The 13058-nt window shown below is 66.7% G+C and carries 11 protein-coding genes; 7 read left to right on the plus strand and 4 right to left on the minus strand.

The features are described from left to right. Positions 1-6: 6 nt before the first annotated feature. The gene (locus ACP3TD_RS18935; RefSeq protein ID WP_056081278.1) at positions 7-1227 is read right to left on the minus strand and encodes a sarcosine oxidase subunit beta family protein; all 1221 of its coding nucleotides are present in this window, start codon (positions 1225-1227) and stop codon (positions 7-9) included. Next, positions 1224-2573, minus strand: coding sequence for a serine hydroxymethyltransferase (glyA, locus tag ACP3TD_RS18940; RefSeq protein WP_426764529.1), 1350 nt, complete (start codon positions 2571-2573; stop codon positions 1224-1226). The genes ACP3TD_RS18935 and glyA overlap by 4 nt, the downstream gene beginning before the upstream one ends. A gap of 124 nt (positions 2574-2697) precedes the next feature. On the opposite strand from glyA, the gene ACP3TD_RS18945 reads away from it, so the two are divergent. Further along, positions 2698-3366, plus strand: a complete 669-nt coding sequence (locus ACP3TD_RS18945) for a GntR family transcriptional regulator (protein ID WP_056081285.1) — start codon at positions 2698-2700, stop codon at positions 3364-3366. A gap of 63 nt (positions 3367-3429) precedes the next feature. On the opposite strand, the gene ACP3TD_RS18950 is transcribed toward ACP3TD_RS18945, so the two are convergent. Together ACP3TD_RS18950 and ACP3TD_RS18955 are read right to left on the minus strand one after the other, a co-directional pair. Next, the gene (locus ACP3TD_RS18950) at positions 3430-3804 is read right to left on the minus strand and encodes a VOC family protein (RefSeq protein WP_426764531.1); all 375 of its coding nucleotides are present in this window, start codon (positions 3802-3804) and stop codon (positions 3430-3432) included. Positions 3805-3882: 78 nt separating this feature from the next. Then, positions 3883-5091: an ROK family protein gene (locus ACP3TD_RS18955; protein ID WP_426764533.1), complete on the minus strand. Its 1209-nt coding sequence runs from the start codon at positions 5089-5091 to the stop codon at positions 3883-3885. Positions 5092-5182: 91 nt separating this feature from the next. Here ACP3TD_RS18955 and ACP3TD_RS18960 point away from each other — a divergent pair, with 91 nt between their 5' ends. The 6 genes from ACP3TD_RS18960 (at position 5183) to ACP3TD_RS18985 (ending at position 13016) form a co-directional block, all read left to right on the plus strand. Further along, positions 5183-6460 carry an ABC transporter substrate-binding protein gene (locus ACP3TD_RS18960; protein ID WP_426764534.1) on the plus strand — a complete coding sequence of 426 codons (1278 nt, stop codon included), beginning with the start codon at positions 5183-5185 and terminating at the stop codon, positions 6458-6460. Between the two features lie 36 nt (positions 6461-6496). Next, on the plus strand, positions 6497-7438 hold the full coding sequence (locus ACP3TD_RS18965) for a carbohydrate ABC transporter permease (RefSeq protein ID WP_426764535.1): 942 nt from the start codon (positions 6497-6499) through the stop codon (positions 7436-7438). After that, a complete protein-coding gene (locus ACP3TD_RS18970; protein ID WP_426764537.1) occupies positions 7435-8322 on the plus strand; it encodes a carbohydrate ABC transporter permease in 888 nt (295 codons plus the stop codon). The genes ACP3TD_RS18965 and ACP3TD_RS18970 overlap by 4 nt, the downstream gene beginning before the upstream one ends. A 52-nt stretch (positions 8323-8374) precedes the next feature. Continuing rightward, complete coding sequence (locus tag ACP3TD_RS18975; RefSeq protein ID WP_426764538.1) at positions 8375-10093, plus strand: glycoside hydrolase family 13 protein; 1719 nt, start codon at positions 8375-8377, stop codon at positions 10091-10093. Positions 10094-10095: 2 nt separating this feature from the next. Then, the gene (gene ppgK / locus ACP3TD_RS18980; protein ID WP_426764539.1) at positions 10096-10872 is read left to right on the plus strand and encodes a polyphosphate--glucose phosphotransferase; all 777 of its coding nucleotides are present in this window, start codon (positions 10096-10098) and stop codon (positions 10870-10872) included. A gap of 230 nt (positions 10873-11102) precedes the next feature. Continuing rightward, positions 11103-13016 (plus strand): amylosucrase, encoded by a 1914-nt coding sequence (locus ACP3TD_RS18985; protein ID WP_426764540.1) that lies wholly within the window; start codon positions 11103-11105, stop codon positions 13014-13016. The last annotated feature ends 42 nt before the right edge of the window (positions 13017-13058 follow it).

The raw sequence follows: 13058 nt of genomic DNA on the forward strand, positions 1-13058 counted from the left end.
CAGCGGCTAGTGGGCCACGGCGGCGGCGCCGTGTTCGTCGATGAGCGCGCCGGTTTCGAAGCGTTCCAGGGAGAACGGCGCGTTCAGCTTGTGCGGGGCGCCGGTGGCGATGGTGTGCGCGAAGGTCATGCCTGCCGCCGGTGTGCCCTTGAAGCCGCCGGTTCCCCAGCCGCAGTTCACGAACATGTTCTCCACCGGGGTGGTGCCAACAATCGGCGAGGCGTCCAGGGTGGTGTCCACGATGCCGCCCCACGTCCGGAGTACGTGGGCCCGGGCAAAGATGGGGAAGAGCTCGACGGCGGCCGCCATCTGCTGCTCGATCACGTGGAAGGAGCCGCGCTGGCCGTAGCCGTTGTACGAGTCCACGCCGGCGCCCATGACCAGTTCGCCCTTGTGCGCCTGCGAAACGTAGACGTGGACGTGGTTGGACATGACCACGGTGGGGTGGACGGGTTCGTGCAGTTCGGAGACCAGCGCCTGCAGCGGGTGGGACTGGATGGGGAGCTCGAAGCCTGCCATCTCAGCCAGGACCGAGCTGTGGCCGGCCGCGCAGAGGCCAACCTTTTCGGTGTTGATGGTGCCGCGGCTGGTCTTGACGCCCACCACGCGGTCGCCGTCCTTGAGGAAGCCGGTGACTTCGCAGTTCTGGATGATGTCCACGCCCAGCTCGTCGCATTTGCGGGCGAAGGCCCAGGCAACGTGGTCGTGCTTGGCGATGCCGGCACGGGGCTGGTAGGTGGCGCCCATGACCGGGTAGCGGATGTTGTCGCTGATGTTCAGGATGGGGCAGAGTTCCTTGACCTGCTGCGGGTCCAGCCATTCAGCGTCAACGCCGTTGAGCTTGTTGGCGCCCACGCGGCGCATGCTTTCGCGCACGTCGCCCAGGGTGTGGGCCAGGTTCATCACGCCGCGCTGGCTGAACAGGAAGTCGTACTCGAGTTCCTCGGGCAGGATTTCCCAAAGCTTGAGGGCGTGCTCGTAGATGGCGGCGCTCTCGTCCCAGAGGTAGTTGGAACGGATGATGGTGGTGTTGCGGGCCATGTTGCCGCCGGCCAGCCAGCCCTTTTCCAGGACGGCGATGTTGGTCATGCCGTGGTTCTTGGCCAGGAAGTATGCGGTGGCCAGGCCGTGCCCGCCGCCGCCGACGATCACGGCGTCGTAGGAGGACTTGGGTTCCGGATTGCGCCAGAGGAATTCCGGGTGTTCGGGGAGGTGGGGGGCGCTCACTGGGTTGCTCCAATCAGGTCTGCTTCTGCACCGGCCAGGCTGGCGTCGCTGCTGTTGTCGGAAAGATGCGGGTAAAGGGGGAACTGCCCGGCAAGCGCGGTAACGCGTGCGCGGAGCTCGACGGCGGTGTCCCCGGGCAGGGTGCCCGTGGACGCGGAGGCGATGAGCGCCGTCGCGATGATGTCCGCAACCTCGGCGAATTCGGCGGCGCCGAAGCCGCGGGCAGCCAGGGCAGGGGTGCCGATGCGGAGGCCGGAGGAGACCATCGGCGGGCGGGGGTCGAACGGGACTGCGTTGCGGTTGACCGTGATGCCGATGTGGTGGAGGGCATCTTCGCCCTGCTGGCCATCGAGCTCGGAGTGCCGGAGGTCAACGAGGACCAGGTGCACATCGGTGCCGCCGTTGACCACGGAGATTCCGGCTTCCTGGACGTCCGGCTGCAGGAGGCGTTCGGCCAGCAGCTGGGCACCCTGAAGGACGCGCTCCTGGCGCTCCTTGAATTCCGGGGTTGCGGCGAGCTTGAAGGCTACGGCCTTGGCGGCCACCACGTGCTCCAGCGGGCCGCCCTGCTGGCCGGGGAACACGGCGGAGTTGATTTTCTTGGCGTACTCCTCCTTGGCAAGGATGACGCCGCCGCGGGGGCCGCCGAGGGTCTTGTGCGTGGTGGTGGTGACCACGTCTGCATAGGGGACGGGGTTCGGGTGCAGGCCCGCTGCCACGAGGCCGGCGAAGTGTGCCATGTCCACCATCAGGTAGGCGCCCACCAGGTCGGCGATCCGGCGGAACTCGGCGAAGTCGAGCTGGCGGGAGTAGGCGGACCAGCCGGCAACGATCAGCTTGGGCTTGTGCTCCAGGGCCAGCGCTTCCACCTCGGCCATGTCCACCCGGAGGTCGTCCTCACGGACGTGGTACGGGACCACGTTGTAGAGCTTGCCGGAGAAGTTGATCTTCATGCCGTGGGTGAGGTGGCCGCCGTGGGCGAGGGACAGGCCCAGGATGGTGTCACCCGGGTTGAGCAGGGCGAACATGGCTGCGGCGTTGGCCTGCGCGCCGGAGTGCGGCTGGACGTTGGCGAATTCGGCACCGAACAGTGCCTTGACCCGGTCGATGGCCAGCTGTTCGATCACATCAACGTGCTCGCAGCCGCCGTAGTAGCGCTTGCCGGGGTAGCCCTCGGCGTACTTGTTGGTGAGGACCGAGCCCTGTGCCTCCATCACTGCGGAGGGAGCGAAGTTCTCCGAGGCGATCATTTCCAGGGTGGACTGCTGGCGGTGCAGTTCCTGTGCAACGGCGGCGGCGACGTCGGCGTCTACCGTTGCGAGCGAGGCGTTGAGTGCGTCCTGCATGTTTCTCCTTCTAAACCTGAAAGTCCTGATCCGTAACTGATCTGTAACTGATATATTAGAACTGACGTAATAGTATGTTCCAGATCACGTAGCAGTCAATAGTCACCATGGAAGAGAGCTCAACATGGGCGTAATGCTGGAGAACTCCATCGCCGGCGATGAAGACCTCTCACTCGCCGAGCGGGCGTACCGGCATCTGCGGGACCGCCTGATCATGCTGGAAATCCGCCCTGGCGAAGCCATCAACGACGGCAAGCTCGCGGCCGAGCTCGGCATCGGACGCACCCCCGTGCGGGAAGCGCTCAAGCGCCTGGAAAGCGACCACTTGGTGGTGTCCTACCCCCGCCGCGGAACGTTTGCCACCATCGTCGACATCACCGAACTCGCGGACGTCTCCGAGCTGCGCGAGTCGCTGGAGCCCCTGGCGGCCAAACGGGCAGCCAAGCTGGCCACGCCGGCACTGCGGGCAGAGATCCGGGAAACCGCCGCCGCAATTGCCGGCATGGACGGCGACGATGACCCCTACGACCTGATGCGCTACGACATCAAGGTCCACCGGCTGATCTACCGGGCCGCGGCCAACGCGCACCTGGAAGACGTCCTGATCCGCTACGACAACCTGGCCACCCGCATCTGGTGCATGGTGCTGGAGAAGGTTCCGTCCGTGTCATCGCACATTGCCGAGCACGTTGAACTGCTCGAAGCAGTGGCCGACGGCGATTCCGAGCGGGCGGGCAAGCTCGCCCTGGAGCACGTCACCAGCTTCGAGCAGGCGATCCGCAGCGTGCTGTAGGCGCGGACACCGGGCCCGTGCCGGGTCCGGGCGTTCGGGGGCTGGGTGCTACGGGTCGCGGCGCTACGGGTCCAGGCGCTTACGCAGCAGACAGAACTCGTTGCCTTCGGGGTCCTGCAGGACGTGCCAGTTTTCGTCGCCGGTTTGCCCCACATCGGCGCGCCGGGCGCCCAGGGCCAGCAGGCGTTCCAGCTCGGCGGCCTGGTCCCGGTCCACCGGGTTGACGTCGATATGCAGCGGCAGCCGGCCGGTGCGCGGATTGCTGCTGGGGCTCAGGATGATGGTGGGCTGAATTCCGCCGAACCCGTCGGGAGGCCCGATCTCGATGTAGCCGTCCTCCCGGTCGAGCTCCACGTAGCCGAGGACCTCGCTCCAGAACCGCGCCAGGAGCTCGGGATCATTGCAGTTCAGGACCAGTTCGCTGATGCGGCATGACATGGTGGCCAGTGTACGGGCAGGCGGACCCGAACCGGCCGATTTCCCTCAGCTGCGATGCCCCGGTGCCGGGTGGGCACGTCAGGGGCGGGCTGCCCGGGGCAGGAACGCCGTGGGTTCGCGCCTGAACTGCGTCAGGGCCGATTCAATGGCACCGTGGACCACAGCCTCCGCGCCGAAGGTGCTGGCAACGAGGTCCGGAAGGGGCAGGCCGGAGTCTGCCGGCAGCAGCGTGCGCGCGTGCTCCAGGACCGGCTCAATGGCGCGCGAGATCCCGCCCGCTATGACCACCCGCTCGATGTCCAGCAGGCTGGAGAGCACCACGGCGATCCGTGCCAGCCGGGCGCCGAGCCGGGCGATGATGTCCAGCGCCAGCTGATCCCCCTCGCGGGCCGCCTGGAAGACATCCTCCGCATTGATGTCCTCTTCGGGGATCCGGCGCAGCGTGGTTTCTCCGTCATAGGAACGGACCAGTTTGCGTGCCCATTTCCGGGCCAGCGCCCCAAAACCGTCCGAGGTCCCCTCCTCCGGCTCGAGCTTGCTGTCGGAAAGGATGTCCAGGAACCGCATCTCGCCGGCGCCGCCCCTGCGTCCGCGCAGCAGGCGCCCGTCCACGATCAGGCCGGCACCGAACCGCTCCCCCGACAACAGGGTTGCCACATTGGCTGACGGCTCCTGCGCGTGCTCGGCGATCGCTGCGAGATTGGCGTCGTTTTCGATGGTGACCGCACCCTCAAGGTGCTGGTCAAACCCGGAATTCATCAGCTGCCAAAATTCCCCGGCCCCGGGTGACCTGCCGTCCGCATCCACCGGCGCGGGTACTCCCACCACGGTCAGCAGCACGTCGCCGGCGTCGCAGCCCGCATCGGCCAGCGCCTGATGGATCAGTTCCTGCGCCCCGGCAACGCGGCCGGCGCGCCCCAGTACGTGTGAGTCTATGCTTTGGCGCCGCTTGGCGAGCTCACGGCCACGGAGGTCCGCGACGATGGTGGTGAGGTGGCCTTCGCCGGCGTCGAGCCCCACCACAACCCCCGCGGCCTCGCGCAGCTGGTAGCGGCGCGCAGGCCGGCCCTTAAGCGCAGGGCCGGCCTCGCCGCCGTCGGTTACTTCCTCCAGCCAGCCGGCGTCAACCAGGCCGTCGCAGACGCCCAGCACCGTGGCACGCGTGAGCCCGGTGGCCCCCATGGCTTCCCCCGCCGTGAACACCTGCTCCTGGAGGGCGAAGCGCAGCAGCGCCCCGGAGTTGATCTGCCGTAACAGTTGCGTCGAGCTCGCCGTAGTTCCGTCCACCCCTTGACGATAGCCCCTGCGTCCCCCATCCTCGTATAGGACCTAAATATAAGATCCAAATAAATTCCGATTGACCCCCTCTTAGGAGCCGATGTTGCCACCTTTGCCGTCCGCCGGGACACGAGTCTCCCGGCGTACCTTCCTTGCCGCCGCCGGAGGCTCTCTGGCTGCTTTCGGCCTTGCGGCGTGCAGCCCGGCCGGAGCCCAGCCCACCATCACGTTCCACCAGTCGAAACCGGAAGCGGTCCCCTACTTCCGCGATCTCACAGCGAAATTCACGGCGTCGCAGGACCGCTTCCGCGTCCTGCATGACATGGCAACGAACCTCTCTGCCAGCTTCGTCCGCAGCAGTCCGCCGGATCTTGGCTGCCTCAACTACAACCTGGAGATGGCGCGGTTCATGGAGCGCGGCGCCCTCTCGGACCTGGCCGACCTTCCCGAAGCGGCATCAATCCGCGGCGACGTCCTCGACCTCACCAACTGGTACCCCACCTACCCGGGCCGCACCAGCGTTATCCCCTATTCGGTCATGGCGGCGTCGGTCATCTACAACCGGCGCATCTTCGAAGCGAACGGCCTGGCTGTCCCCACCACCTGGGATGAACTCATTGACGTCTGCGAACGGCTCAAGGCCGCAGGGATCACTCCGATCTACGGCACCTTCCGGGATCCGTGGACCATCGCGCAGGGCCTGTTCGACTACACCGTGGGCGGGATGGTCGATGTGCGCGGCTTCTACAAGTCCATGCACGAGGCGGGCGAGAAGGTCGGGCCGGATTCCGAGGTCTCCTTCCAGAAAACACTGCTGGAACCCGTCCGCCGCATGGTCCAGCTCAAGAAGTACGTCAACTCCGATGCCGCCAGCCGCGGCTACGGGGACGGCAACACCGCCATGGCGCAGGGGCAGGCAGCAATGTACTTCCAGGGGCCGTGGGCTTTCGGCGAAATCGAAAAGGCCGGCACCGACGTCGACCTTGGCACTTTCCCCCTGCCGGTGACCGACAATCCGGCCGACCTCAAGGTCCGCGTCAACATCGACCTTTCACTCTGGGTCCCCGAGGTCTCGAACGGACAGCAGGGGGCACGCGCCTTCATCCAGTACCTGATGCAGCCGGAGATCCAGGACACCTACAATGCCAAATTCCTGGGCTTCGGAACGGTCAAGGATGCCCCGCCGGTCGCCGACCCCAGGATCGTGGAAATGCAGAAGTACTACGACGAGGGCCGCTTCTACATGGGCGCGTCACAGTTCATCCCCAACACGATTCCCGCCGCCAACTACATCCAGTCGATCATCGGCGGCGCCGATGCCGAGGACACCCTGCGCCGGATGGACGCCGACTGGGCGCGCCTGGCATTCCGCGCGTAACCACCCCACAACCAAGGCACGAAACGAGGACCACCCATGTCATCAATGACGAGACCTTCCACCCGGGCGGTGGTGACAGCGCCCCCAGCAGCGGCAAACCCGCCACGGACGCGCAAACGCCGGGTTGACCCGCTCTACTACTTCTTCCTTTTCCCGTCCCTGGCGATCTTCACGCTCGCCGTCACGCTGCCCGCCGTGCTGGGCTTCGTCTACAGCTTCACCAACTCCGTGGGGTTCGGCGACTTTGAATTTATCGGCATCCGGAACTTCATCGCCGTGTTCCGGGATGACGGGATCCTCGGATCCTACGGCTTCACTCTCGCCTTCTCGCTCGTGACGGTCATCCTGGTGAACGTTGTGGCCTTCTTCCTGGCCCTGGGGCTCACGTCCCGCATCCGCTTCCGCGCCGCGCTGCGCACCGTGTTCGTGATCCCGATGGTGATATCCGGCATCGTCATCGCCTTCGTGTTCCAGTACCTCTTCTCGAATTCGCTGCCGCTGGCGGGCCAGAGCCTGGGCATCGAGCCGCTCGCCACGAGCATCCTGGCCAACCCCGACCTTGCCTGGCTGGCGATCGTCCTGGTCACGGCATGGCAGTCGATTCCGAGCGCCATGCTGATCTACATCGCAGGGCTCCTCACCGTTTCCCCGGAGGTCTACGAGGCAAGCTCCATCGACGGCGCAACCCCCTGGCACAATCTCCGGCACATCACGCTGCCACTGGTGGCCGGGTACGCCGTGATCAACATGGTCCTGGGCTTCAAGAACTACCTCAACACCTACGACATCATCGTGGGCCTGACCGACGGCGGCCCTGGAGTCTCCACGCGCAGCGTGGCCATGGCGATCTTCCGCGGCTTCGAAGGCGGCGATTACGCCTACCAGATGGCCAACGCCGTGATCTTCTTCCTCATCAGCGTCACCATCGCACTCATCCAGCTCCGCTTCACCCGTGGCAAAGGAGGGATCGCAGCATGAGCACCGCGACCCGCACCATCCCAGCAAAACCGTCGGCCACCGGAAAGCGGCGCTTCGGCGGCGGCCAGGAGCGCACCAACTGGCCGGCAACCGCCATCCTGATCGTCTGCACCCTCGGCGTGCTCGTCCCGCTCTACGTCACGGTCAGCATGGCGTTCAAGACCACCGGCCAGGCCGTCGACGGCAACGCGTTTTCGCTGCCCAGCCCGCTGACCTTTGACAGCTTCGTCCAGGCCTGGACCCTGACGAACTTCTCCCGCGGCTTTGCGATCTCCGTCTTCGTGTCGGTCATCGCCGTGGTGGGGGAGATCGTGGTGTCCGCCCTGGCAGCCTACGCAATCGTCAGGAACTGGGACCGCAAGCTCTTCCGCTGGTCCTTCTTCTACCTGCTCGCGGCAATGTTCATCCCGTTCCCCGTGGTGGCACTGCCGCAGATCCAGCTCACGGGCCTGATGGGACTGGACAACCCCCTCGGCGTCGCCATCCTGCACATCGTTTTTGCCCTGGCGTTCAACACCATGCTGTTCACGGCCTTCCTCCGTTCCATCCCGCTCGAGCTGGAGGAAAGCATGCGCATGGACGGCGCCGGCACGTGGCAGGTGTTCTGGCGGCTCATCTTCCCGCTGCTCGGGCCCATGAGCGCCACGGTGGGCATCTTCGCCTTCATCGGCTCCTGGAACGACTTCATGATGCCCTCGCTCATCATTTCCGACCCCGAGATGCAGACCATTCCGGTACTGCAGAAGATCTTCCAGACGCAGTTCAGCAACAGCTACAACGTGGCGTTCGCCTCGTACCTGATGGCCATGGCGCCCGCCATCGTGGTCTACCTGTTTACCCAGCGCTGGGTCATGTCAGGCCTCACCCAGGGCGCCGTCAAGTAACTTTCCCGCCCGCCCCCCCACCCACAGAACCCCAGACTTAAAAGGAACCTTCATGACCACCACCGCCATCACGGCACCGCGCACCGCCGCCACCTTCCAGGATGATCCCAACTGGTGGCGCCAGGCCTCCGTCTACCAGATCTACCCCCGCAGCTTCTCCGACTCCAACGGTGACGGCATCGGCGACCTCAACGGCATCACCACGAAGGTCCCCTACTTGACGGAACTGGGCGTCGACGCGGTGTGGCTGAGCCCCTTCTACCCCTCGGCCCTTGCCGACGGCGGCTACGACGTGGACGACTACCGCAACGTGGACCCCAAGCTGGGCACCCTCGAGGACTTTGACGCCATGGCCGGCGCCCTGCACGCGGCGGGGATCAAGCTGATCGTTGACATCGTGCCCAACCACTCCTCCGACCGCCACGAGTGGTTCCGGGAAGCCCTGGCCTCGCCCAAGGGGTCCGCGGCCCGCAGCCGCTACATCTTCCGGGACGGGCTGGGCGAGAACGGTGAACTGCCGCCGTCGGACTGGGACTCCGTCTTCGGCGGCCCCGTGTGGGAGCGCATCACCGAACCGGACGGGACGCCGGGGCAGTGGTACATGCACATCTTCGCCAAGGAACAGCCCGACTTCAACTGGGACAACCCGGAGGTCCGCGCGGACTTCCTGAAGACCCTCCGCTTCTGGTCCGACCGCGGCGTGGACGGCTTCCGCATCGACGTCGCCCACGCGCTCACCAAGAACCTCGAGGGAACCCTGCCCTCCAAAGCTGACCTCGAGGCCCGGGGCGAGGCGCTGTACCTTGCCGGCGAGCACCCGTACTGGGACCGCGACGAAGTCCACGGGATCTACGCCGAGTGGCGCACGCTCTTCAACGAGTACAACCCGCCGCGCACCGCCGTCGCCGAGGCCTGGGTGCACGCGGACCGCCGCGCCAGGTACGCCAGCCCGGACGGTCTGGGCCAGGCCTTCAACTTCGACCTCCTGCAGGCAGATTTCGACGCCGGACAGTTCCGCAGGACCGTCACCAAGAACCTCGCCGAAGCCGAGGCGTCCGGCGCATCGTCCACCTGGGTCTTTTCCAACCACGACGTCGTCCGGCACGCAACCCGCTACGGGCTCCCCGTCTCCGGGTCGTCGGTGGAGGGGGAGATCATGGCCGGCCAGGGCGGCAAGCGCTGGCTGCTTGAGGGCGGCCGGCAGGAAGACGTGGATATCGAGCTGGGACTGCGCCGCGCCCGTGCCGCATCGCTGCTGATGTTCGCCCTTCCCGGATCCGCCTACCTGTACCAGGGCGAGGAGCTGGGCCTGCAGGAAGTCGGCAGCGAAATCCCCGATTCCAGCCGCCAGGACCCGTCCTTCTTCCGCAACAAGGGCGTCGAAATCGGCCGCGACGGCTGCCGCGTCCCGCTGCCGTGGAGCGCAGGCGGCAGTTCCTTCGGGTTCGGTCCGGGCGGTTCGCACCTGCCACAGCCCGATTGGTTCGCCGGCGCCTCGGTGGAAGCCCAGGAAAACCGGGAGGACTCCACCCTGTCCCTCTACCGCCGGGCGCTGTCCCTGCGGTGGGAACTGCAGTCAGCCGAGACGCTGGAATGGCTGGAAACCGGGCGGGATGACGTGCTGGCCTTCCGGCGGCCCAACGGCTGGACCTCGGTAACGAACTTCGGCGCCGAGCCCTTCGCACTGCCCGCCGGCCGCCTGCTGGTGGCCAGCTCACCGATTGACGGCGGCGAACTGCCAGGCGCGGCCACCGCCTGGCTGCAGGCCTAGCCGTGGGGTTCGGGCTGGGGATCGACGTCGGCGGGACCTGGATCAAAGGAGCCGTGGTCGACCTTGAGAGCGGCATCCCCGCCAGCGCCGTGCGCCGCCTCCGCACACCGGCGGGCGGCACCGTGGAAGCCGTCGCGGACACCCTGGACCGGCTGCTCGGCGAGCTCGGAACCCAGGCACCCCTGGCTTCGGACCGGCCCATCGGCGTCGCCATCCCTTCGATTGTCCGGAACGGGGTGGCGGCGTCGGCGGCAAACATGGACCGCAGCTGGATCGGGCTTGATGTCCGGTCCTTCCTAGAGGTCCGGCTGGGACGTGCCGTGTGCGTGGTCAACGACGCTGACGCTGCGGGCCTGGCGGAAGTCCGTCACGGCGCGGGGCAGGACGTCTCCGGCACCGTGCTGGTCCTCACCCTGGGAACAGGCATCGGATCGGCACTCATCGTCGACGGCCGGCTGGTGCCCAACCTCGAGCTGGGCCATCTGGAAGTGGGCGGCTGCAAGGCGGAATCCCGGGCATCCGCCGTTGCCCGCGAGAATGAGGGGCTGAGCTGGCCCGAGTACGCCGTCAGGCTGCAGCAATACCTGCAGCACGTCGAATTCCTCTTCTCACCGGACCTCCTCATCCTGGGCGGCGGCATTTCGGCGTGCAGCAGCGAGTTCCTCCCCCGCCTGTCACTGCGCACGCAGGTCCTTCCCGCCAGCCTGGAAAACTCTGCAGGGGTGGTGGGCGCCGCCCTGTATGCCGCGGCTGGACAGGACGCGCTGCTCCCCGCCTGATCCCGAACCCGTACACGTCGCAGGGCCGCTGAATTTCCCCTGGTTTGGCCCTCGGCGCAGGGCGGACGACGGCGCGTTGCCGGGACACGCCGTCGTCCGCCCTGAAAGTTGGGGAAAGTCAGCGGCCCGCACCTGCCGCGCAGCGCCCCAAAGTGTGACGTGGCATACTTCGGTACAAAAGCCGGCTGCTTCATTCAGGCACGCCGGGCGTCAGCGGAAGGGGCCGTTACATGCAGGAATCCGTCAGCGTGGAGGACAGCCCGCGGGACGTTGTGCTGGCCGCGCTGTCACGGGAGCGTGCGGCGGGCCTGGCCGCGGACCCTGACTTTGAGCGGCGGCTGGACCGGTACCTCCCGCTGCTGACCGGCCTGTTCCGCCCGCTGTACGGCACCCGGGCGGACTGGCTGGAACAGTTGTCCGCGCTGGTGGTCCAGAGCGCACGGTCGTGGCAGGAGCGCTCCCCGGAGCTGAAGGCGCTGGACGCCGAGCGCGAGGAGACGCCGGAGTGGTTCCAGTCCAACGGCATGCTGGGCGGCGTCTGCTACGTGGACCGCTACGCCGAAAGCCTGGAAGGAGTGCGCAGCCGCATTCCCTACTTCAAGGAACTGGGCCTCACCTACCTGCACCTGATGCCGCTGTTCCTGGCGCCCGAACCGCACTCGGACGGCGGCTACGCGGTGTCCAGCTACCGTGAGGTCAACCCGAAACTGGGCACCATGGAGCAGCTGCGCTCCCTCGCGGCGGAACTGCGCGCCAACGGGATCAGCCTGGTGGTGGACTTCATCTTCAACCACACCTCGGACGAACATGAGTGGGCCCGTAAGGCTGCCGCCGGTGATCCGGAGTACAGCGACTACTACTGGATTTTCCCCGACCGGACCATGCCGGACGCCTTTGAGGCGAACGTGCGCGAAATCTTCCCCGAGAACCACGCCGGATCCTTCGTCCAGATGGACGACGGCCGGTGGGTCTGGGCCACGTTCCACACCTACCAGTGGGACCTGAACTACTCCAACCCGGAGGTCTTCCGGGCCATGGCTGCCGAGATGCTGTTCCTGGCCAACCAGGGCGTGGACATCCTGCGCATGGACGCAGTGGCCTTCATCTGGAAGCAGCTGGGCACCCCCTGCGAAAACCTTCCCCAGGCCCACACGCTGCTCCGGGCCTTCAACGCGGTCTGCCGGCTGGCGGCACCGTCACTGCTGTTCAAGTCCGAGGCCATCGTGCACCCGGACGAGGTGGCGCTCTATATCGACCCCAAAGAGTGCCAGCTTTCCTACAATCCCCTGCAGATGGCCCTGATCTGGGAATCCCTGGCCACCCGTGACGTGTCCCTCCTCGCCCAGGCGCTCAAACGCCGGCACAACATCCCGGACGGCACCACCTGGGTCAACTACGTCCGCAGCCACGACGACATCGGCTGGACTTTCGCCGACGAGGACGCCGCCGAACTCGGCATCAACGGCTTCGACCACCGCCGCTTCCTCAACTCGTTCTACGTCAACCGGTTCCCCGGCAGCTTCGCCCGCGGCGTCCCGTTCCAGGACAACCCCCGCACCGGGGACTGCAGGATTTCAGGCACGACGGCGTCGCTGTGCGGCCTGGAGGACAGCCCGGCGGAGGCGGTGGAACGGATCCTCCTGGCCCACTCGGTGCCGTTCAGCACCGGCGGCATCCCGTTGCTGTACCTGGGCGATGAGGTGGGGCAGGTCAACGACTACGGCTACGCCGGCGAACCCGGCCACGGGGAGGACAGCCGCTGGGTGCACCGCCCGCACTATCCGTCGGAGCAGTACAAACTTCGCAACGACCCCTCCACGCCCGCGGGTGCGGTCTACGCGGGGCTGCGTCGGATGACCGAGGTCCGGGCCGGCACCCCTGAATTGGCGGGCACGCAGCTGATCGACTTCGCCACGCACAACCGCTCGGTGTTGGCGTACCAGCGGCCCGGCTCTTCTCCGGAAAGCACCCGGGTGCTGGCCCTGGCCAACTTCAGCGACTCCGCCCAGGACCTGCCCGCGGAAACGTTCGGCGGGTTCGCCGCTGCCGCCGTCGACCTTCTCTCCGAAGCTGCGGTGCAGCTGGACGGGGGCGTCACGCTCCTCCCCCGGCAGTACCTCTGGCTGCGCGTCACGCCCGTATAACCTCGCCCCCTCCCAACCACGTAGCAGCAGATGTCCTTTTGG

Source organism: Pseudarthrobacter sp. 1G09 (assembly GCF_050038305.1).
In the GTDB taxonomy this organism is placed as follows: Bacteria; Actinomycetota; Actinomycetes; order Actinomycetales; family Micrococcaceae; genus Arthrobacter; species Arthrobacter equi.